The organism is Nocardia sp. NPDC005998 (assembly GCF_040614395.1).
Taxonomy (GTDB): Bacteria; Actinomycetota; Actinomycetes; order Mycobacteriales; family Mycobacteriaceae; genus Nocardia.
The window spans coordinates 431,912-453,871 of the sequence record NZ_JBEXUI010000001.1; the positions used below are offsets into that span (position 1 = coordinate 431,912).

Annotated in this window: 19 protein-coding genes and 1 pseudogene; 14 read left to right on the forward strand and 6 right to left on the reverse strand. The window is 66.1% G+C overall.

Annotated elements, in window-relative coordinates; genetic code table 11:
- The first annotated feature begins 10 nt into the window (after positions 1-10).
- From ABZ293_RS02020 to ABZ293_RS02040, 5 genes are all read left to right on the forward strand, one after another.
- The gene (locus ABZ293_RS02020) at positions 11-1,762 is read left to right on the forward strand and encodes an ABC transporter family substrate-binding protein (protein WP_355177127.1); all 1,752 of its coding nucleotides are present in this window, start codon (positions 11-13) and stop codon (positions 1,760-1,762) included.
- Positions 1,759-2,631, forward strand: coding sequence for an N-acetyl-1-D-myo-inositol-2-amino-2-deoxy-alpha-D-glucopyranoside deacetylase (gene mshB / locus ABZ293_RS02025; protein ID WP_355176840.1), 873 nt, complete (start codon positions 1,759-1,761; stop codon positions 2,629-2,631). Before ABZ293_RS02020 ends, mshB begins: the two co-directional genes overlap by 4 nt.
- A gap of 126 nt (positions 2,632-2,757) precedes the next feature.
- Positions 2,758-4,224, forward strand: coding sequence for an amino acid permease (locus ABZ293_RS02030; RefSeq protein ID WP_355176841.1), 1,467 nt, complete (start codon positions 2,758-2,760; stop codon positions 4,222-4,224).
- 20 nt (positions 4,225-4,244) lie between these two features.
- Entirely contained in the window at positions 4,245-4,403 is a 159-nt protein-coding gene (locus ABZ293_RS02035; protein WP_355176842.1) for a hypothetical protein, read from the forward strand.
- The gene (locus tag ABZ293_RS02040; protein ID WP_355176843.1) at positions 4,400-4,816 is read left to right on the forward strand and encodes a hypothetical protein; all 417 of its coding nucleotides are present in this window, start codon (positions 4,400-4,402) and stop codon (positions 4,814-4,816) included. The genes ABZ293_RS02035 and ABZ293_RS02040 overlap by 4 nt, the downstream gene beginning before the upstream one ends.
- A 64-nt stretch (positions 4,817-4,880) precedes the next feature.
- Here the strand turns inward: ABZ293_RS02040 and ABZ293_RS02045 are convergent, their stop codons facing one another.
- Positions 4,881-6,656, reverse strand: a complete 1,776-nt coding sequence (locus ABZ293_RS02045; protein ID WP_355177128.1) for an APC family permease — start codon at positions 6,654-6,656, stop codon at positions 4,881-4,883.
- Positions 6,657-6,853: 197 nt separating this feature from the next.
- Between ABZ293_RS02045 and ABZ293_RS02050 the strand changes: the two genes are divergently transcribed.
- The gene (locus tag ABZ293_RS02050; protein ID WP_355176844.1) at positions 6,854-7,726 is read left to right on the forward strand and encodes an alpha/beta hydrolase; all 873 of its coding nucleotides are present in this window, start codon (positions 6,854-6,856) and stop codon (positions 7,724-7,726) included.
- A 1-nt stretch (position 7,727) separates the two neighbouring features.
- On the opposite strand, the gene ABZ293_RS02055 is transcribed toward ABZ293_RS02050, so the two are convergent.
- Both ABZ293_RS02055 and ABZ293_RS02060 read right to left on the reverse strand, forming a co-directional pair.
- Entirely contained in the window at positions 7,728-9,419 is a 1,692-nt protein-coding gene (locus ABZ293_RS02055) for a PH domain-containing protein (RefSeq protein ID WP_355176845.1), read from the reverse strand.
- On the reverse strand, positions 9,416-9,913 hold the full coding sequence (locus ABZ293_RS02060; protein WP_354959240.1) for a PH domain-containing protein: 498 nt from the start codon (positions 9,911-9,913) through the stop codon (positions 9,416-9,418). The genes ABZ293_RS02055 and ABZ293_RS02060 overlap by 4 nt, the downstream gene beginning before the upstream one ends.
- A 204-nt stretch (positions 9,914-10,117) precedes the next feature.
- Between ABZ293_RS02060 and ABZ293_RS02065 the strand changes: the two genes are divergently transcribed.
- From ABZ293_RS02065 to ABZ293_RS02085, 5 genes and pseudogenes are all read left to right on the forward strand, one after another.
- The gene (locus tag ABZ293_RS02065; RefSeq protein WP_355176846.1) at positions 10,118-12,721 is read left to right on the forward strand and encodes a bifunctional FO biosynthesis protein CofGH; all 2,604 of its coding nucleotides are present in this window, start codon (positions 10,118-10,120) and stop codon (positions 12,719-12,721) included.
- A 199-nt stretch (positions 12,722-12,920) separates the two neighbouring features.
- A complete protein-coding gene (gene fdxA, locus ABZ293_RS02070; protein ID WP_014987978.1) occupies positions 12,921-13,244 on the forward strand; it encodes a ferredoxin in 324 nt (107 codons plus the stop codon).
- A complete protein-coding gene (gene dapC, locus ABZ293_RS02075; protein WP_355176847.1) occupies positions 13,241-14,356 on the forward strand; it encodes a succinyldiaminopimelate transaminase in 1,116 nt (371 codons plus the stop codon). Before fdxA ends, dapC begins: the two co-directional genes overlap by 4 nt.
- A gap of 60 nt (positions 14,357-14,416) precedes the next feature.
- Entirely contained in the window at positions 14,417-16,054 is a 1,638-nt protein-coding gene (pruA, locus tag ABZ293_RS02080; protein ID WP_355176848.1) for an L-glutamate gamma-semialdehyde dehydrogenase, read from the forward strand.
- Positions 16,055-16,129: 75 nt separating this feature from the next.
- Positions 16,130-16,261 (forward strand): annotated as a pseudogene (locus ABZ293_RS02085) (proline dehydrogenase); the annotation flags it as partial.
- Here ABZ293_RS02085 and ABZ293_RS02090 read toward each other — a convergent pair.
- Together ABZ293_RS02090 and ABZ293_RS02095 are read right to left on the reverse strand one after the other, a co-directional pair.
- Positions 16,258-17,127: an oxygenase MpaB family protein gene (locus ABZ293_RS02090; protein WP_355176849.1), complete on the reverse strand. Its 870-nt coding sequence runs from the start codon at positions 17,125-17,127 to the stop codon at positions 16,258-16,260. The pseudogene ABZ293_RS02085 and the gene ABZ293_RS02090 overlap by 4 nt on opposite strands.
- Before the next feature lie 101 nt (positions 17,128-17,228).
- Entirely contained in the window at positions 17,229-18,101 is an 873-nt protein-coding gene (locus tag ABZ293_RS02095) for an oxygenase MpaB family protein (protein WP_355176850.1), read from the reverse strand.
- Between the two features lie 185 nt (positions 18,102-18,286).
- Here ABZ293_RS02095 and ABZ293_RS02100 point away from each other — a divergent pair, with 185 nt between their 5' ends.
- Positions 18,287-18,916 carry a TetR/AcrR family transcriptional regulator gene (locus ABZ293_RS02100; protein ID WP_355176851.1) on the forward strand — a complete coding sequence of 210 codons (630 nt, stop codon included), beginning with the start codon at positions 18,287-18,289 and terminating at the stop codon, positions 18,914-18,916.
- 41 nt (positions 18,917-18,957) lie between these two features.
- Here ABZ293_RS02100 and ABZ293_RS02105 read toward each other — a convergent pair whose 3' ends face one another.
- A complete protein-coding gene (locus ABZ293_RS02105; RefSeq protein WP_355177129.1) occupies positions 18,958-19,806 on the reverse strand; it encodes an oxygenase MpaB family protein in 849 nt (282 codons plus the stop codon).
- Between the two features lie 131 nt (positions 19,807-19,937).
- On the opposite strand from ABZ293_RS02105, the gene ABZ293_RS02110 reads away from it, so the two are divergent.
- A complete protein-coding gene (locus ABZ293_RS02110; protein ID WP_355176852.1) occupies positions 19,938-21,365 on the forward strand; it encodes an acyl-CoA synthetase in 1,428 nt (475 codons plus the stop codon).
- 55 nt (positions 21,366-21,420) lie between these two features.
- Positions 21,421-21,810 (forward strand): PPOX class F420-dependent oxidoreductase, encoded by a 390-nt coding sequence (locus ABZ293_RS02115; protein WP_355176853.1) that lies wholly within the window; start codon positions 21,421-21,423, stop codon positions 21,808-21,810.
- Positions 21,811-21,960: the final 150 nt, after the last annotated feature.

Here is a 21,960-nt window from a genome sequence, read left to right on the forward strand (position 1 = left end):
GATGCGCACGATGCTGATCATGATGACGGCGCTGGCTGTCTTCGGATCAGTGGCATCGGTGCTCGCCGGATGCACCGCGAATCCGCCACCGCCGATCGAGAGCACCGACAGCCCCAAGACGACACCGGCCAAACCGGGCAAGAACACGGTCGTGGTGGCCATCGACGACATCGGCATCGGGTTCAATCCGCACCTGCGTTCCGATCAGTCACCGGCTACCGCGGCGGTGAGTTCGATGGTGCTGCCGAGCCCGTTTCGGCCGGTGCCGAATCCGGCAGTGCCCGGCGCCACCGAGTGGGTGCCCGATACGGCGCTGGTGGTTTCGGCCGATATCACCGCGCAGGAACCGTTCACCATCACCTACACGCTGCGCAACCAGGCGAACTGGTCCGATGGCGCGCCCATCGCCGCGGAGGACTTCCGATTCCTGTGGCAGCAGATGATCACCCAGCCGGGTGTCGTCGATCCGGCGGGCTATCGGCACATCGCCGATATCAGCTCCTCCGGCGGCGGTAAGACGGTCACCGTCACGATGACCGAGCCGTATCCGGCCTGGCGTGAGCTGTTCACGAATCTGCTGCCCTCACACCTGATCAAGGATCAGCCCGGCGGTTTCGCCACCGGTCTGGTCGAGGGAGTTCAGGTCTCGGGCGGCAACTTCCGCATCAAATCGACCGATCGCGGGCGCGACGAGATTCTGCTCGAACGCAACGATCGCTATTGGGGCACGCCCGCGGCGCCGGACCAGATTCTGCTGCGCCGCGGCGGAACTCCCGCGCAGCTGGCCGATTCGCTGCGCACCGGCGATGCCCAGATGGCGCTGGTGCACGGCGGTGTCGCGACCCAGGCACAGCTGGCGGCGATCCCGTCGGTGCGGACCGCGATCATGCCGCAATCGCGTGAGCTCCAGTTCGTGATCAACGGGCGCAGCGGCGATCTCAGCGATCCGCGGGTGCGCCGCGGGGTGACCGCGCTGATCGATCCGACGCTGCTGGCCACCGTCGCCGGGCAGACCGGTGGCTGGGTCGAGCCGGTGCGTGCGCAGATCCTGACGCCGTCCGATCCCGGCTATGCACCAACGGCGCCGCCGCGTCCGTCCGCGGATGAGGCGTTCGCGCTGCTCGCCGAGGCGGGGTATGGACGTGCGCCGGAGACGCCGCCGGTGCAGTCGCCGACCTCACCCGCGCCCCGGCCCCGCTCGGTCGCGAAAAACGGCAAGGCGCTGGCGATTCGGATCGGTGCGGTGCAGGGTGACGCCACCGCGCTCGCGGTCGCCAATACCGCCGCGGACCAATTGCGCAGTGCCGGAATCGATGCCAGTGTGCGCAGCCTCCCCGCGGATACGCTCTACGGCAAGGAACTCACCGAGGGCGGCGTCGATGCCATTGTCGGCTGGGAGGTCGCCGGTTCGGATCCGGCCACCGTACTCGCCTCCCGTTACGGCTGCCCGCCGGTGGAAGCCGGTGCCAGCAACGGGAATTCGCAGACCGCCATCGAGGCGGCCAAGAAGGCGCCGAGCAATCTGTCCGGCGTCTGTGATCCCGGACTGCAGCCCTCGATCGACGAGGCGTTGCGCGGTATCGAACTCGGCCGGGCACTGGCCGATGCCGAACCGCGGCTGTGGGCGCTGGCCACGGTGCTACCGATCGTGCAGGACAATGTCGTCGCCGCATCCGGACCGCGGGTCGACGGCGCATCGTTGAGCGGGGCCATCCAGGTCGGCATCTTCGGTGATGCCGCGATGTGGCGCAGGATCCCATGACGGGTGGACTGCTGCTGGTGCACGCCCACCCGGACGATGAGTCCATCTCCACCGGTGGCACCATCGCGCACTACCGCCGCCGTGGCGTACCGGTGACCGTGGTGACCTGCACCCTCGGCGAAGAGGGTGAGGTGATCGGGGACGAGTGGGCGCAGTTGACCGCCGAGCACGCCGATCAGCTGGGCGGATATCGGATATCGGAGCTGACCGCGGCGCTGGCCGCGCTGCAGGCCGGACCGCCGCGCTTCCTCGGCGGAGCGGGCCATTGGCGGGACTCCGGTATGGCGGGCACTGCGTCCGCCGAGCATCCGCGGGCCTTCGTGCATTCCGGCGCCGCCGCGGTGGACGCGCTCACCGCGATCGTGCTGGAACTGCGGCCCGCGGTGGTAATCGGCTACGACCCGCACGGCGGCTACGGGCATCCGGACCATATCCGGGCGCACTGGGTCACCTCGGCGGCGGTCACCGCGGCCGCCGAGCAGGGTTGGGACACCCCGAAGTTCTATTGGACGGTGACCGACGCCGATATGTTGCGCCTGCACACCGAGGCGCTGGCCCGGCGGACCGTGGACGGTCTGCCCGGTGCATTGCCGTCCGGCTGGCGGCTACCCGCCGCGGGGGAACTCGCGAGCGTGCCGAGTCATACGGTGACGACCACCGTCGATGTATCCGATTCGCTGGCCGCCAAGCGGGCGGCGCTGCGTGCGCATGCCACGCAGGTGACCGTCGCGCCGTCGGGGCGGGAATTCGCGCTCTCCAATAACGTTGCGCAGCCGGTACTTCCGGAGGAGCACTTCGTGCTGGTTCGCGGCATCCGGGGTCCGGTGGGGGCGGACGGACGCGAGCACGACCTACTGGCGGGGCTGTAGCAGCAGCACGTCTCGGCCCGACACTGCGCGGGCTACGGACTGTTGCCTGAGGGTTGCTGTCGCGGCCGTTAATAGCACCGGGTACCGTCTGTGTGATTTTGCACATCGATGAGGAGATAGCGGTTCATGACAGCGGTTGGCGACAGGGCTCACCTGAATATCGAGGACCACGGGTACCACAAGAGTCTCAAACCGCGTCAGCTCCAGATGATCGCTATCGGCGGTGCCATTGGGACCGGTCTGTTCCTCGGTGCGGGCGGTCGGCTGTCGAGCGCGGGACCAGGACTTTTCATCGTCTACGCGGTATGCGGTGTCTTCGTCTTCTTCATCCTGCGTGCGCTCGGTGAGCTGGTGCTGCACCGGCCGTCGTCCGGTTCGTTCGTCTCCTATGCCCGCGAATTCTTCGGTGAGAAGGCCGCATTCGTCGCCGGTTGGATGTACTTCCTGAACTGGTCGATGACCGGAATCGCCGATACCACCGCGATTGCTCAGTATTTCCACTACTGGGCCGGATTCACCCATATTCCGCAGTGGCTGCTCGCGCTCATCGCGCTGGTGATCGTGCTCGGGGTCAATCTGGTCTCGGTCAAATGGTTCGGCGAGATGGAGTTCTGGGCCGCGCTGGTGAAGGTGGCGGCGCTGAGCGCATTCCTGATCATCGGCACCGTATTCCTGATCGGCCGATTCACCGTGCAGGGTGCGGCGACCGGTCCGAGTGTGATCACCGATCACGGCGGACTGTTCCCGACCGGGATCCTGCCGCTGGTGGTGGTCACCACGGGTGTCGTATTCGCCTATGCCGCAGTCGAATTGGTTGGCACCGCGGCGGGGGAGACGGAGAATCCGGCCAAGATCATGCCGCGCGCGATCAATTCGGTCATCCTGCGGATCGCGGTCTTCTATGTCGGTTCGCTCGTACTGCTCGGAATGCTGCTGCCCTACACCAGCTTCAAATCCGGTGAGAGCCCGTTCGTCACCTTCTTCACCATGCTCGGCGTGCCGGGTATCGGCAGCATCATGAACCTCGTCGTGCTCACCGCCGCCTTCTCCAGCCTCAACGCTGGCCTGTACTCCACCGGACGCATCCTGCGGTCGATGTCGATGAACGGCAGCGCGCCCAAGTTCACCGGGGTCATGGGCGCCAACGGTGTGCCCTACGGCGGCATCATGCTCACCAGTCTGATCGCGCTGTGTGGTATCGCGCTCAATGGCATCGTGCCCGAACGCGCCTTCGAGATCGTGCTGAATATGGCCTCGCTCGGCATCATCGCCTCCTGGGCCACCATCGTGCTGTGCCAGTTGCAGCTGTGGCGCTGGTGGCAGCGGGGCAAGCTGGAGCGTCCGGAGTTCCGCATGTGGGGCGCGCCGTGGACCGGCCTGCTCACGCTGGCCTTCCTGTTCTTCGTGGTGGTGCTCACCGGTGTCGACTATCCGGTCGGCACCTGGACCGTTGCCTCGCTGGTGCTGATCGTTCCTGCGCTGATCATCGGCTGGTACGCCGCCCGCAAACGGGTACTCGCCATCGCGGCGATGCGCGGCGGCTACACCGGCGAATTCCCAGTTGTCGCGAACATCCCCATCGAAGGTGACTGATCTCGGAATAGACTCCGATCATGTACAACTGGGACCTGCAGAACGGCATCGCTGCCTTCGTGGACAGTCTGCGCCCCGGCGCGCAGCAACAGCACGACCTCTACATGTCGGTGCTGTACTCGTTCGTCGATATGCAGAGCCATCTGCTCACCCTCCTCGGTTACCCGCCGGTCGCGTGAGGGTCGACGTCGAGAAGGCAACAGATCGCGGCTACGGCACCCCCGAGCCCCTGCGACTGGGCGCGGTGATCATCGGCGTCCTGGTCTTGGATGCCCTGGTCACCCTGGCCCTGGAAGTCCTCTACCTCCCCACCTATATCGGAACCGTCGCCTTCCCGCTGTCCGCGGTGTTGGCCGGGGTGGTGAATGTCGCGCTGGTCATGGGTGTCCGCTCGGTGACCCACCGCATCGGCGCGGCGCTGCTGCCTTTGGGCGCGTGGACCTTCGGCTTCCTTATCTGCTCGTTCACCGGACCCGGCGGCGACATCATGCTGGGAACCGACTGGCGCACCTTACTTCTGCTGATCTGCGGCTTGGTCCCGCCCTTGCTGTATCTCTACTTCCGCATCAACGCCGGACTGTTCGGTCGCTGAGCGACGCCGAATTTCACGGCCGGGCCGTCGGTGTCGCGATGGTGATCACGCCTTCGGCCAGCTTTCAGTCCAGCCGGACCGCCAGCGACGCGATGACGGCATCGGTGCGGGCGCGCAAGGCGGCGGCCAGGACGGGTCCGCGCGGGTTGTGCAGGGGGCGGTGCCACCAGCGATTGGCTTCGACCTGGGCCAGGAGGACGGTGACCTGGCGACCCTTCCGGGTTTGGTTGCGGACATAGCCGACGAGGGTGGCGACGAGGCTGCGGCGGGGACTGGGGAGCACCACCAGCGGGACGCCAGGATCCCATTCCTTCCACTGGGTGCTCAGGCGACGCGTGGCGGCAGGGTCGATTTCGGCTGCTACAGCGACGATTTCACCGCCGAAGGCTCGTGCGGTGTGCAGGGCGCGGGCGGCGACCTCGCTGACCGCGACCACCGGGACAACGATGAGCATCGGTTCTTGGTCCGGGGGTTGCGGTGGCAGGAACGGGATTCGGCCGAGGCCGAGTTGTTCGGCGACGCTGCGGTAGTAGTTCTCGGTGCGGGCGAACAGGATGACCAATGCGGGCACGATGATCAGCAGCAGCCAGGCGCCCTCGGTGAATTTCTCGATGAGCAGGACCACCGCGGCGACCGCGGTGAGCACCGCGCCGAAGCCATTGAGCGCGGCGCGCGGGAGCCAGCCGGGTCCACGCTCTTTGCGCCAGTGTCGCACCAGGCCGGTCTGGCTGATGGTGAAGCCGATGAAGACGCCGACCGCGTAAACCGGTAGCAACCGGTGGGTTTCGGCATGGACCACAAGGAGCACGGTGGCCGCCAGGACGGCAAGGGCCGTCACGCCGTAGCGGAATACCGGGCGTTCGGAGCGCAATGCGAACAGGTGCGCGACGCGGTGGTCCTTGGCCAGCAGTGACAGCAGCACCGGCAGCCCACCGAAGCTGGTATTAGCGGCCAGGCACAGGGCCAGGGTGACGGCCAGACTGGTGACGTAGAACGCCCAGCCAGTGCCGAATGCCGCAGCCGTCAGTTGGGCGAGCAGGGTTACGTCACCGCGTGGTACCGCGTGATGACGGCGAATCAGGTAGGCCAGACCGAGCAGCATCGTGCACAGCAATACGCCCAGGGCGACCTCGGTGTGCTGGGCGCGCTGTACTGCGGGAGTTCGGAACGAGGGCACCGCATTGGCGATCGCCTCGACACCGGTCAGCGCCGAGCAGCCCGCGGAGAATGCCTTGAGCAGCAATAGGATTCCGACGGTATCGGTGGGCACGATCGGGCCGAGATCGGTGCCGATCATCGCGACCGGTTCCGGCCGGAACAATCCGACCGCGATCACCGCGAGTATCGCGACAATGAACAGCAGCGCCGGCCCCATCAGCACTTTCGCCGATTCGGCCACCCCGATCAGATTGATCACGGTCAGCAGTGCGAGTCCGGTCAGCGTGAGCAACAGCAGATGATCGGCCAGTACCGGAAACGCGCTGGCCAGACTGGCCGCACCGGCGGCGAGACTCACCGCCACGGTCAGCACATAGTCCACCACCAGACCCGCCGCCGCGAGCAGGCTGGCGCCGCGGCCGAGTTCCTGCTTCGCCACCGCATAGGACCCGCCGCCGTCCGGATGTGCGGCGATAACCTGCCGATACGACAACACCAATACCAGCAACAGCGCCGCGATCGCCATCGACACCGGCAGGGTCCACGACACCGCGGCCGCACCCGCCGCGACGAGCACCAGCACGATCGCCTCGGGCCCATACGCCACGCTGGACAGCGCATCCAGCGATAATGCCGCCAAACCGCCGATCGCGGTCAGTCGATATCTGTCGCCCCGCTGCATTCGCCGCACCCGGCGATCGGCGATGGGCAACTCCCTGGTCGGCGATGTCGGGGTCTGGACCACGCCAACTATTGAACTCGGCGAGGTGCTGGCAATTGGTCAGCGACACCATGTGAGTCGGGCCGAACGGACGGATCGGCTCAGTCGCACTCTATTGTCGAAGCGGACAGTCTCAGACACCGAGGTACGGAGCAGTAATGGAACGGCGCATGATCGGCGAACTCGTCCGGGTGCCAGCTGGGGCGATACACGTTCGACAGGACGGTCCGGCCGATGGCAAACCCATTGTATTGCTGCACGGATTCGAGGGTTCGGTGCACTGGTGGGACGGACTGACCCCGCTACTGTCCGATACCTACCGGGTGATCCGGGTCGATCTGCTCGGATTCGGTTGCACCACAGCCGAACCCGGATTCGATCAGCGCTCGCAGAGCGAAATGCTCACGGCGGTGCTCGAGCGGCTCGATATCACCGATGCCACCGTGATCGGGCATTCGTGGGGTGCCGACAGTGCGCTCGGGCTCGCGGAGCTGTCCGGTCGGGTCGCTGAGGTGGTTGTCGTCGATCAGGCCCCGGACTGCGAAGAACTGCGGATTCTGCGAATTCTGCGTCCGGTGCTGCGGCTGCTCGGCTGGGCGCCGGTCGGGCGATGCGCGCATGCGCTGCTGGACAACAACCGGATTCTGCGGCGGGCGCTCGGTGCCGGATTCGCACCAGGATTCGATCCGGATGCCGCCGCACCGGGCTGGTCCCAGCTGCGTTCGGATCACCGCGCCATGTCCTGGCGCGCCAACCGAGCCGTCCTGGTGGAACGTCCGCAGGAGCTGGCGGCACGGCCGCTGGATGCGCAGATCCGCGCTCTCGGCCTGCCCGCCTTGGTGATTCACGGTCGACACGACAGCCTCTATGGTTGGCGCAATACCGTCGACCGGTACGCCGCCGCCGGTGCACGCATCGAGCTGATCGACACCGCTGGCCATTCACCCAATGTGGAAACCCCCGACCAGGTCGCCGCCGCACTGCGCGCCTTCCTCGCCGATCCGACCGTATCGCGTTCGGCAGCAAGCTGATTCAGCGAGTGCCGAGGCGTCCGGGCGTCGCGGAATCGATGAGTTCCCAGGCCTGTTCGAGCGGAATATCGACGACGTGATAGCGCTTCTTACCCGCCGCGGTGGCGGCCACCACGGTGGCGATGCCGGAGCGGCGTTGCCAGAAGGATTGGCGGACGGTCCAGCCGATAATGCCGGGAGCCTCCAGGCAGTCGCGATCACGGTCGAGGGAGCCGGAGCGGGTGATCAGCCAGGCCGGGCTGTGCTCGGTTGCGGGCAGGACGGCGTGGCCGAGTCCGCGGTAGCGGTCCGCGGCCAACGCAGCGGCGATCGGGGCCGTGACCGCGGGCAGCAGCCACCACCACGGTGAAAAGTCCGCTCCGGCAAGGGAAAAGATCAGCATTGCGGCCGCGACGATCAGAATTGGGCTCAGCGCGCGGGTGTAGCGGCGGCGGCGCGCGACCGGGCCGTGCGCGATCAGCGGTGCGGTGCTCACCGTCGCCCCCTGGCCGGTCACCGATTCTCGTTGTAGCGCTCGGCCTTTCGCAATACTGGCGGCCGGGAATTCGGTGGTCGAAAGGTCCGGTACGCCAATGATTTCGCGATCCGGCGCGGCAATGTCTGCCAGGGCAGTTCGCGGTGCCGCGATATCGGGCGAACTCGCGCCTCGGGGCACGAGCAATTCCGCAAGGGTGCGTTCGATGGCGGCGCGGGGTGCCTGCGGAAGGATCTTCTGGCGCGGGCTCTGACCGGTCATGATGGCTTCGAGTTCGGCGGCACCGGCCAAGCGCAGCAGCAGCGGTTCGTTGACCGTCGCGCCGCGGAAGCGGGCCAGATCCAGGGTGATCTGCCGAGTCGTGAACAGGCCGTGGCGCAGGTGCAGGGTGCGATCGTTATCGAGCACCCGCAGCCCGAAATACGTTGCCAGATATCGCGCGCAGGCCGCCAGGCTGACGATCACCACGATGGCGACGATCAGCAGCGCGACGGCGACGGCGATGAGTGCGGCACTGCCGTCCTCGATGCTGTGCACCGCATCCGAACTGAACAGCACCTGGCCGAACCCATATTGGAACGCGATACCGACAATGGGTGCGATGATCGCGAAACCGGTCAGCGACAGCGGCGCGTAACGCACCCAGCTCGCCTGCCAATGACCGATCTCGCGGACGTTCCCGGATGCGTACTCCGGCAGACCTTTTCGCAGCGGATCCGCCGTCTGTTGCGCAGCGGGCGGCACCCCGGCCGAGGTATGCGCGAGCAAAGCCGCACGCAACGGTGGCACCACATCCGCGTCCAACGCGTCCAACTTGAACTTCTCGCTCGAATCCGCGTGCTGTCCGGTACCTATCGCCAGTACGGCGAGTCCGAGCACCCGATGCAGCAGATCGGCTTCGATATCCACCGACCGGATCCGCGACCGCGGCACCGACAGCTTCTTGCGCTGGATCAACCCGGTGCGCAACTCCACATGCGTCGGCCCGACCCGGTAGGTGGTGGTGAACCAGCGCGTCAGCGCGAAGCCGACGATCAGTGCCAGGGCGATGAGGCCCCACAGGTGGTTGCCGGTGTTGGTGCCGAGGATGACCGATCCGATCAGCACCGGGATGAACTTCACCACTTCGGTAATGGGGTGTACCAACAACATTCGCTTATCCAGCCGCAACCACGGCTGATCCGCCTGCGGCCCGAAATCGTTTTCCGGCACACTCATGTCGCATCCCCGCGGTGCTGTGCGGCAATCGCGGTCAGCCGCGTGACGGTCTGCTCGGCGACCGGCAGATCCAGTGCCGAGATCCGCACCGCTCCGGCCGATGATGCCGTCGTCACGGTCACCGTCGCCAGCCCGAGCAGCCGCTCCAGTGGCCCGCGCTCGGTATCAACGGTCTGCACCCTGGAGATCGGCGCCACCCGGCTCTCCACCGCCAACCAGCCGACCCGGGTGTACACCGCCTCATCGGTCACCTCCCACCGATGCACCGCGTACCGCCACAGCGGCACCACACCGATGCTCAGCGCCGCGAGCAGCACCGCCACCGCGAAGACGACCAACTGCGCACCCCGATGTCCGCTGTCGACGAGCGCCCAGACGATCAACGCCACGAAGGGAACCACCCACCCCATCGCGGCCTGAACAGACCACAAGAGCTTGGCCTTGGTGCTCGGACGCCAGGCCGGATCGGCCATGATCGTGCGCGACTGCGACATGCCTGCCATGGTTGCACGCGCAAGCAGGCTTTCCCACCCTTGTGCCGAGCGGACCAGCCGCCGCCGACGCGATCATGAACCACCGCAAAACCGCCTCGGCCTGGGCGGGAATACATTGGCTCGCGAAGTCGGAATAGTGCGCGCGACCCCGGAGTTGGCAACGGTCACGAGCACTGGAGGGAGACAGCCCAGGATGTGTAGCGCATGATCGAGGGCGTGACCGAGCTAGCGACCCCGAGCGTCCCGCCCGCACCGCCAACGCCATCGGCAATGCGCCGTGCGCTGCGGCGGGCCCGCGATGGCGTGACACTGAACGTGGACGAGGCAGCCGTACTGCTGCACGCGCGCGGTGACGACCTCGTCGACCTGTGTCGCAGCGCCGCCCGGGTGCGCGACGCCGGACTGGAATCGGCGGGGCGGCCGAGGACGATCAGTTATTCGCGCAATGTCTTCATCCCGCTGACCAGGCTGTGTCGGGACAAATGTCACTACTGCACCTTCGTCACCGTGCCGGGCAAATTGCGTGCCGAGGGCAAGGGCATGTTCCTGGAGCCCGACGAGGTGCTCGATATCGCGCGCCGCGGTGCGGCGCTCGGCTGCAAGGAGGCGTTGTTCACCCTCGGTGACCGGCCCGAGGACCGCTGGCCGGAGGCCGCGCAGTGGCTCGACGAGCGCGGCTACGACTCCACCCTGGACTACCTGCGCGCCGTCTCGATCATGGTGCTCGAGGAGACCGGCCTGCTGCCGCATCTGAATCCGGGCGTCATGAGCTGGGCGGAGATCTCCCGGCTCAAGCCGGTCGCGCAGTCGATGGGCATGATGCTCGAGACGACCGCAACCCGGCTGTTCACCGAGAAGGGCAACTGCCACTACGGAAGTCCGGATAAGGATCCGGCGGTGCGGCTGCGCGCCATCACCGACGCGGGTCGGCTGTCGGTGCCCTACACCACCGGCATTCTGGTCGGCATCGGTGAGACGCTGACCGAGCGGGCCGAGTCGATCATGGCGATCCGCAAGCAGCACAAGGCATTCGGACATATCCAGGAAGTGATCATCCAGAACTTCCGCGCCAAGGACGACACCGCCATGCGCGATGTTCCGGACGCGGGTATGGCGGAGTTCCGCGCCACCATCGCGGTCACCCGACTGCTGCTCGGACCCGATGTGCCGGTGCAGGCGCCGCCGAATCTGGTGTCGCACGAGGAATGCCGCGCGCTGATCGACGCGGGCATCGATGACTGGGGCGGCGTCTCGCCGGTCACCCCCGACCACGTGAATCCGGAACGGCCCTGGCCGAATCTGGATACGCTGCGCGAGATCACCGAGGCCGCGGGCTATCAGCTCGTCGAACGCACCTCTGCGCATCCGAAATATGTGCGCGCGGGCAATCCGTGGGTCGATCCGCGCATCGGCGCGCATGTCGCGGCGCTCACCGATCCGAAGACCGGTCTGGCGAATCCGGATGCGACTCCGGTGGGCCTGCCCTGGCAGGAACCGGACGAGTCATGGGAGTCGGCGGGCCGCGTCGATCTGAACACCTCGATCGATACCGAGGGCCGAAATACCGAGAGCCGCAGTGATTCCGCGCTCGGCCAGGATGTGGTAGGGGCCTTCGGCGATTGGGACACCATCCGCGAACAGGCCCGCGATCTCGCGGTGGCAGCACCGGAGCGGCTCGATTCCGATGTGCTCGCCGCGCTGCGTGCCGCCGAAAGCGATCCGGCTGGTCTCACCGACGCCGAATACCTCGCGCTGGCAACCGCGGAGGGGCCAGCACTGGAAGCCGTCGCCGCACTGGCCGACCAACTGCGCCGCGATGTCAACGGCGACGATGTCACCTACGTGGTGAACCGGAATATCAACTTCACCAATATCTGCTACACCGGTTGCCGCTTCTGCGCATTCGCCCAACGCAAGGGCGATGCCGACGCGTTCACCCTGAGCATGGACGAGGTCGCCGACCGCGCCTGGGAGGCGCATGTCGACGGTGCGTCCGAAATCTGCATGCAGGGCGGTATCGACCCGGATCTGCCGGTCACCGGCTATGCCGATCTGGTGCGCGCGATCAAGCAGCGGGTGCCGTCGATGCATGTGCACGCGTTCAGCCCGATGGAGATCGTGAACGGCGCCTCGCGCGGCGGTCAGAGCATCCGCGATTGGCTGGTCGCGCTGAAGGAAGCCGGGCTCGACACGATTCCGGGCACGGCCGCGGAGATCCTCGACGACGAGGTCCGCTGGGTGCTCACCAAGGGCAAACTGCCGACCTCCGCCTGGATCGAGGTGATCACCACCGCGCATCAGGTCGGCCTGCGCTCCAGTTCCACGATGATGTACGGCCACGTCGACAACCCGAAGCACTGGGTCGGACATCTGCGAGTACTGCGCGGAATCCAGGACGAGACAGGCGGTTTCACCGAATTCGTGTTGCTGCCGTTCGTGCATCAGAGTTCGCCGCTGTATCTGGCGGGTGCGGCGCGACCGGGGCCGACCATCCGGGACAACCGGGCGGCGCACGCCCTGGCGCGGATCATGCTGCACGGCCGCATCGACAACATCCAGACCAGCTGGGTGAAGCTCGGCACCGCGGGTACTCGGACCATGCTCAACGGCGGCGCCAACGATCTGGGCGGTACGTTGATGGAGGAGACCATCTCCCGCATGGCCGGGTCCCAACACGGGTCCGCCAAGACCGTCGCCGAACTCACCGAGATCGCCGATGGCATCGGCCGTCCGGTGCGCGAGCGCACCACCACCTACGGGGTGCCGCAACGGAAGATCTCCGCGGCGCTGCCACTGTCGGTGGGCTAGCGGCACCGGGCCGTACCGGACTCGCGGTCGTCGCGCAGTGTCGATTCGCAAAGACGCGGATGCAAGGGGTGTTTCGTATCCACCGAGTGGCGTGCGGAACAAAGTTAGTTAGGGCAGGCTGACCAGGAGTAGCCTGAGCTGCCGGGATAGTGTGACGCCGGGCGGAGTATCCCCGTGAGGACAGACTAGGAGAGCGGCAGTGCCGTACATCATCGCTGAACCGTGCGTTGACGTGAAGGACAAGGCATGCATCGAAGAATGCCCCGTGGACTGCATCTACGAGGGCGGTCGCATGCTGTACATCCATCCGGACGAGTGCGTGGACTGTGGTGCATGTGAGCCGGTGTGCCCGGTGGAGGCGATCTTCTATGAAGACGACACCCCGGACCAGTGGAGCGGATACGTGAACGCCAATGTCGACTTCTTCGACGAGCTGGGTTCGCCCGGCGGCGCGACGAAGGTCGGCAAGGTGGATTACGACCCGCCGTTCATCAAAGAGCTGCCGCCGATGGCGAGTGAATGAGCTCTGAGGTGTCACCGCGTCGCCGGGTTAGTGCACTGCTCCCCGACTTTCCCTGGGACACCATCGCGGCGGTGAAGGCCAAGGCCGCCGCGCATCCGGACGGCATCGTCGACCTGTCGGTCGGCACTCCGGTCGATCCGGTGGATCCGCTGATCCGTGCCGCATTGAGTTCGGTCGCCGAGGTACCCGGCTATCCGACCACACACGGCACCCTGGAATTGCGCGCCGCGGCGGTCGATGCGCTGAAGCGGCGGTACGGGATCACGGGTCTGGACCCGGCCGCGGTCTTGCCGGTGATCGGCACCAAGGAACTGATCGCCGGGCTGCCGCGGCTGCTCGGCCTCGGCGCGGACGATCTGGTCGTCATCCCCGAGGTCGCCTACCCGACCTACGAGGTGGGTGCGCTGCTGGCCGGTGCACAGGTGGTGCGGGCCGACGGGCTGACCCAGTTGGGTCCGCGCTCGCCTGCCCTCATCTATGTGAACTCACCGTCGAACCCGACGGGGCGGGTGCTCGGTGTCGAGCATCTGCGCAAGGTGGTGCAGTTCGCCCGCGAGCGCGGCACGGTCGTCGCCTCCGACGAGTGCTATCTCGGCCTTACCTGGGAGGGACGTGCCGTCTCGATCCTCGATCCCGAGGTGTGCGACGGCGACCACACCGGCCTGCTAGCGGTGCACTCGCTGTCGAAGACCTCCAATCTGGCCAGCTACCGGGCCGGTTTCGTGGTCGGCGACCCGGAACTCGTCGCCGAAATGCTCGAGGTGCGCAAGCACTCCGGCATGATGGTGCCGTTCCCGATCCAGGCGGCCATGGCCGCCGCACTCGATGACGACAACCATGAGGCGCAGCAGCGTGAGCGCTACCGAACGCGTCGCGAGGTGCTGCGAACGGCCTTGCAGCAAGCCGGTTTTCGCATCGATCACTCCGAAGCGGGCCTGTACCTGTGGTCCACTCGGGGCGAGCCGTGCCGCACCACCCTGGAGTGGCTGGCCGAGCGCGGCATTCTCGCCGCCCCCGGCGACTTCTACGGACCGGGCGCGAGCGAGCACGTGCGCATCGCACTCACGGCCACCGATGAGCGCATTCGGGCCGCGGCACAGCGGCTGAGCTGAGTCTCGCCGACACGGTCAGCGATCGCGCCCGACGACCGGGGAACGGCGATAGCCTGGTGTATGGACTCTGTCACGGTAGTCCCTATCCCTGGTAACGAGCCGGTGCATTCCTACGCGCCGGGCAGTCGCGAGCGGGCACTGCTAAGCGCCGAGCTCACCGAGATCGCCGCCGAATCCATCGATATTCCGCTGGTCATCGGTGGTAAGCACCGGCCAGGCATCGGGGCTCGGCACAATATCGTCGCCCCGCATCGACATCGGCAGGTGCTCGGCACCTATACCGATGCCACTCACTCCGAAGCCCACGGCGCCATCGACGCCGCGATGGCGGCGGCACCCGGCTGGCGGAACATGGCCTTCGACGAGCGGGCGGCCATCTTCCTGCGGGCGGCCGATCTACTATCCGGGCCGTGGCGGGAAACGGTCGCCGCCGCGACCATGCTCGGCCAATCCAAGACGGTCCAGCAGGCCGAGATCGACGCACCGTGCGAACTGGTCGACTTCTGGCGCTTCAATGTGGCGTTCGCGCGCCAGATCCTGCAGCAGCAGCCGCAGTCGAGCGCCGGGGTGTGGAACCAGATGGACTATCGCCCGTTGGAGGGGTTCGTCTACGCGATCACGCCGTTCAACTTCACCGCGATCGCCGGGAATCTGCCCACCGCGCCCGCACTGATGGGCAATACCGTGGTGTGGAAACCCTCTCCCACCCAGACACTTTCGGCGTTTTATACGATGCGGCTGCTCGAGGCGGCCGGACTGCCGCCCGGTGTCATCAATATGGTGACCGGCGACGGTATCGAACTATCGGAGGTCGCACTCGTCGATCCGCGCCTTGCGGGCATTCATTTCACCGGATCCACCAGGACATTTCAGTTCCTGTGGTCGCAGGTCGGCACGAATATCGGCCGTTACCATACCTATCCTCGGTTGGTCGGTGAGACCGGCGGCAAGGACTTCATTGTGGCGCACCCGTCCGCGGATCCGGATGCCTTGCGCACCGCGCTCATTCGCGGCGCCTACGAATATCAGGGTCAGAAGTGCTCGGCGGCCTCGCGCGCCTATATCGCGCGCTCGATGTGGCGCACCATCGGCGACGACTTCCTCCAATTGACCAGGGAACTCAGCTACGGTGACGTCGCCGATCTGACGAATTTCGGTGGGGCGCTGATCGATCGGCGCGCCTACGATAAGAATGTGGCCGCCATCGAACGGGCCAGATCGGCGGGTATCGCCATTGCGGTGGGCGGCGAATACGACGACAGCGAGGGCTGGTTCGTGCGGCCGACCGTACTGCTGGTGGACGATCCACACGACGACGCCTTCGCCACCGAATACTTCGGCCCGATCCTGGCGGTGCACGTCTACGACGATGCCGAACCCGGCTCCTATGCCGCGGTGTTGGCCGAGGTGGAATCGGCCGCGCCGTACGCACTGACCGGCGCGATCTTCGCCCAGGATCGCAAGGCCATCGAACAGGCCTCGGCCGCACTGCGATTCGCCGCGGGCAACTTCTACATCAACGATAAGCCGACCGGTGCGGTGGTCGGTCAGCAGCCCTTCGGCGGTGCGCGCGCCTCGGGCACCGACGATAAGGCGGGCTCACCGCTGAATCTGCTGCGCTGGGTCGCGCCACGCACGATCAAGGAAACCTTCGTGCCGCCGGGGGATCACCGGTATCCGCACATGGAGTCGGAATAAATCCGTTGCGGACGGTCATCCTCGCGGCCGATTAGCCACGCCTCGGGCAGGCGCTCACGGGAACGCCCACATATCGAGCAGTTGCGGCTGGCTTCGCGCAACACCATGCGGGTCTATGTGCCCCATGGCAGCCGGTGGTGCGGCTACCTGTCCGAACGCCCGGCCGATCTCACGTTCTTTCTGCGCGCGCTACTCAGCAAGTCCTAGACCAGCGGTTTGCCGAGCCGATGCCGCCTGCGCATATCCCAGAGGTAGAGGTTCATCGGAAAGAGCCTGGCCGGCTTCGGAAGTCGGCGGTGCACGGCGCCGATGACCCGCAGCAGCCGGTTTGCGAAGCGTTCCTGGCGGGCGCTCCAGCGCATGTGCATCTGGTTGCGCAGGTGCGGCGGCAACAGGCCGGTCACGAAGAGTCGCTGCAACGGTGCGAATATCCGCAGTGGCCGGGCCACCATCTTCAGATCGATGAGGTCGTCGAGGTATGCGCGGGTGCGCGCATCGATGGACTTGGTCGCCAGATTGGTATTCCAGTACTCCTGGAACGCCTTTCGGTCGGCGGGCCACATCTCCGGCCGCATCTGCAGGGTGGTGCCGAGCCGAGCCGCGTACTGGTAGAACACCTCCGCGGTGTCCTCATCCATCGGTCCGTGTAGTCGCTCCTCCAGATCGACTACACCCCAATACAAACAGGCGGCGACCCACAATTGCAGCTTCGGGTCGAAGGCGTTGTACTCGACCGCAGCGCCGGGCTCGGAACGCACCGCCCGATGTGAGCCATTGACGGCCTCGCGGTAGATCGCGCGGTCGTGTTCGGTGCCCATCAACGCTACGGCGAGATAGGTCAGCGTGGTGCGCATCCGCTTCCACGGGTGCACATCGATTCGGCCGGATTCGACCGTGCTCTCCATGACGCCGTAGCCGACGGGCCGCAGGCTCAGCTGCATGATGACATTGGCCGTCCCGCCGAGGAAGGCCGCGACACCGCTCCAGAACCGGTCCATGGCGAAGTCGTCGACGGTGCCATAGCGGCAGGTTGCGACGGGATCTGGTGGCTCGGCGCGCAGGGGCAAGGTCATCGTTGGCCTCGGCTTTCCGGGTCGATCAACGGCAATAGATATCAATGAGAAGATTAGGTGCCTACCTTCTCATCGACTCGATAGCCTGTCAAACGATCCCGCTACACGAGCGGTTTACCCAATCGGATGCGCCTGCGAACGTCGAACAGGTAGGCGTTGATCGGGAACATTCGCAGCTGCCGCGGCAGTCGGGTGTGCACCGCGGAGATCGTCCGCAGCAGCCGATCGAATCGGCGCTGATCCCGCTCGGTCCAGGTCATCCGCATCTCGTTGCGCAAATGCGTTGGCAGCAGGCCGGTTACGAAGAACCGCTGGAGGCGGGCGAAGGTGAACCGAATCGGGCGGGGCAGCATCTTCAGGTCGATGAGATCGTTGAAGTAGTCGCGCAGGGCGGGCTCGATACCGCGCTCGGTCAGGTTCTCATCCCAATACCGTTGGAACTCGGCACGATTGGCGGGCCACATGTCAGGACGCATCTGCAGTGTGGTGCCGAGCCGGGCGCAGTACTGGTAAAAGGCTTCGGCCACATCGGGATCCATCGGACCGTGCATGCGGGTGTAGAGATCGTCGATGCCCCAGTACAGACAGGCGGCCACCCAGAGTTGCAGCGTGGGATCGAAGGCGTTGTATTCCACCGGGCTCGTCGAGGTCGAGCGGACCGGCCGATGCGACTCGTTGACCGCGTCCCGGTAGTGCGCGCGCTCCTGTTCCGAGCCCATCAGCGCGACCGCGAGATAGCTGAGTGTGGTGCGCAGCCGTTTGATCGGGTGCAGTGTGACCTTGCCGCTGTCGACCGTGCTCTCCAGTACGCCGCGCCCGACGGGCCGCAGGCTCAGCTGCATGATCACATTGGCGGTGCCGCCCAGGAATGCCGCGAGTCCGTCGATATATTCGACAACGGTTTCCGTGGTGATGGATTCGACGGCGGCGGGGCCGGAATTCGGCAGGTTATCGGCGCGGAGGGGTTCGGTCATCGTTGACCTCGCCTTTCTGTGGCCGCCCTGGCGATGGGCAGCGATGAGAAGGTTCGGCATAAACCTTCTCATCGCTTCGACGTGCTGTCAATCACGCTTTCCCGGTGTTCGGGAGCAGCGGCGGCTGATGGCATGCGATGCTGGCAGTGTCATTGTGTCAGGGGATAGGAATAGGGTGGGAAATTATGGCGAGTCTGACCAGACTGCTGGCCCTGGTCCGCAGCACCGGCCCGGAGGACCACAATCAATCGCGGGTACTGGACGCCGCCCTGCTGGCGTTCCTGGATTTCGGCATCAAGCGAACCAGCATGGTCGAGGTCGCACGGCGGTGCGGTCTTTCGCTGGCCACGCTCTATCGGCGCTTCGCCAGCAAATCCGATCTCATCCAGGCGGTCGGGATGCGGCAGGCGCGGCAGTTCGTCGAGGAGGTGGACGCGGCCCAGCAGCGCCAGGTCGATCGCGACGCCAGCGCCGAGGCGCAGATCGTGGAACTGTTCGTTGCGTTTCTCAACGGATTGCGCGGCAATAAGCTGCTCGAGCGGTTGCTGAAGACCGAGCCGGAGATCGTGCTGCCGTATCTCACGGTCAAGGGTGCGCCGATCCTCGAGCTCGGGCGCGACTACCTGGCCGAATTCATTGCCCGACTGCAGGATGAGGGCAAATTGCCCGATTACGATCCGGAGCCGCTCGCCGAAATGATCGCCCGGACGGCGCTGTCATTGGCGCTGACGCCGCAGACGGTGCTCCCGCTCGACGATGACGCGGCGATCCGGAAGTTCGCCCGCGACCATGTGGTCGTTTCGTTCCGGCTGTAGCTCACTCACCCCGTCGGCTCCGCCGACTGCCGTCCCCGTGGTCACACCAGGCGCAGCCCGAACCGTCTGCGCGCACGCATGTCCCACAGGTAGGCATTGATCGGAAACATCCTGGCCTGCTTGGGCATTCGCGCGGTCGCCGCGCCCAGGGTGCGCAGGATCGCGGCGAGGATCCGATCGTCGCGCGGGGTCCAGGTCATCCCCATCTGGTCGCGCAGATGTTCGGGCAGCAGGCCGGTGACCACGAATCGGTGGAATCGGGCGAAGGGTAGGCGGGCGGGCAGCGGGAGCATCTTCAGGTCGATGAGGTCGGTGAAGTAGTCGCGGATCGGCGGATCGATCGTGGTTTTCGCGAGATGCTCGGACCAGTACTCGTCGAACGCGGCGCGGTCGCTCGGCCACAGCCCCGGATGCATCTGCAGGGTGGTGCCCAGTCGGGCGCTGTAGTAGTAGAAGGCCTCGGCATCGGTGTCGCGCATCGGGCCGTGCATGCGCTCGTAGATATCGCGGGCGCCCCAGTACAGACAGGCCGCGACCCACAGCTGCAGCTGCGGATCGAAGGCGTTGTACTGCACCGGACTCGCCGTGGTGGATTTGACGGTGCGGTGCGAGGTGTTGACGGCATCGCGGTAGGCGGCGCGTTCATCTTCGGTGCCGAGCATGGCGACCGAGAGGTAGGTGAGGGTGGTGCGCAGCCGCTTGACCGGATGCAACATGACCTTGCCGCTGTCGACGTTGCTCTCCAGTACGCCATAGCCGACCGGCAGCGTGCTGAGCTGCATGATGACATTCGCCGTGCCACCGAAGAAGGCGGCGACACCGTCGATGTATTGCGCGATATCGAAGCTGTCCCGGGCGTCCGGCGGTGGCTTTCGATGCGGACTGGTCATGGCCGACCCCGTTCTCATCGTTGAGAAGGATATTGGTCAACCTTCTCACTGCCTCATGGGTGTGTCAACCGTCGCGAGAGTGTCAAGGGGGAGCGTAGTGCGGTGGTGTCGCGTCGAAGTAGCGTGAGCGAATGTCGTTCGGTCCGCAGTTGCTGCTTCGTTCGCTCAACCCGCTCGCCGTCGCTGCGGGGGCGGATATTCCGGATGCCGTCACCATCGACGGGGTCACCCTGTCGCGCAGCGATCTGCTCGGCGCCGCGACGTCGGTCGCCGAGCGCATCGCCCGCGCGGATCGAGTGGCGGTGCTGGCCCGGCCGACCGTGACCACGGTGCTCGCCGTCGTCGGCTGCCTCATCGCGGGCGTGACGGTGGTGCCGGTGCCGCCGGATTCGGGGACCGCCGAACTGGCGCATATCCTCACCGATTCGGGTGCGCAGGCCTGGCTCGGGGCGGCGCCGGAGGGGACGGAACTGCCGGTGGTTCCGGTGCGTGTGCACGCCCGCTCCTGGCATACCTATCCCGAACCCGACCCGGCCACACCGGCATTCGTGCTCTACACCTCGGGGACCACCGGCCTGCCCAAGGGCGTCGTACTCAACCGCGGTGCCGTCGCGGCCGGGTTGGACGCGCTCGCCGACGCATGGGCATGGACGCCGAATGACCTACTGGTGCACGGGCTTCCGCTATTCCACGTGCACGGACTGATCCTCGGCCTGCTCGGACCGCTGCGGGTGGGCAGCCCGCTGATCCACACCGGTAAGCCGACGCCGCAGGCTTATGCGCAAGCTCGCGGCACGCTCTACTTCGGTGTGCCGACCGTATGGTCGCGCGTCGTCGAAGACCCCGATGCGGCAAGGCGATTGGCCGATGCGCGACTGCTCGTCTCGGGCAGTGCGCCGCTGCCGGTTCCGGTCTTCGAGCGGCTGCGAGAGCTCACTGGACACGCGCCGATCGAGCGCTATGGCATGAGCGAAACGATGATCACGCTGTCCACCCGCGCCGATGGGGAACGCCGCCCGGGCTGGGTCGGTACTCCGGTCGCCGGCGTCGAGACCCGGCTCCGGGATGAAGCCGGCGCGGACGTCCCGCACGACGGCGCGAGCATCGGTGGTCTGCAGGTCCGCGGTCCGATGCTCTTCGACGGCTACTACAACCGGCCCGAGGCGACCGCCGAATGCTGGACCGACGATGGCTGGTTCAAGACCGGTGATGTCGCGGCCATCGATGCCGAGGGCTTCCATCGCATCGTCGGCCGGGAATCGGTCGACCTCATCAAATCCGGTGGATACCGCATCGGTGCGGGGGAGGTCGAGACCGTGCTGCTCGGGCATCCACAGGTCGCCGAGGTGGCGGTGGTCGGGCTGCCCGATGCCGATCTGGGACAGCGCATCGTCGCCTATGTCGTATTGCGCGGTGCCGCAGCCGATTCCATCGAGAAGGACCTCATCGAGCAGGTGGCCGAGCAGCTTTCGGTGCACAAGCGCCCGCGCGAGGTGCGCGTGGTGGACGCACTGCCGCGCAATGCCATGGGGAAGGTGCAGAAGAAGCTGCTCGGCTGAGCGGCAGCGGCCGGACCCTTGACCTCAATATGAGTTCAGGTCCTACGGTCGCGGCATGAGCGAACCACTGACGTCCGAACAGATCGACTATCTGCACACGCAGCGCCTCGGCCGATTGGCGACCGTGCGCCCCGACGGTTCACCGCAGAACAGCCCCGTCGGCTTCCGCTATAACGCGGAACTCGGCACCATCGATATCGCGGGCTGGAATATGGGCAGCTCCTGGAAGTTCCGCAATATTGCCACCAATAGCCGGGTCGCCTTCGTCGTCGACGATATCGCCTCGGTCCAACCCTGGCGCGTGCGCTGCCTCGAAATCCGCGGCACCGCAGAACAATTGACCGATGTAGACCCCTACATCCAGGGTGTCTCCCGCGAAATGATCCGCATCCACCCCACCCGAATCATCGCCTTCGGCTTAGCAGCCGACGTCACTCACGCCTAGCGGTTTGTCTCGGAGAAACATTGGGCCTCACCTTCAAGAGACGTTGGTGGGCCGGAACGCGACAACTGATTTCGTTTGCACATGGGTAACTTGTGGGGGACGGGCTAACTTGCCGCCCACCCCGCCACCGTCCGCAACGTCACTGTTGTG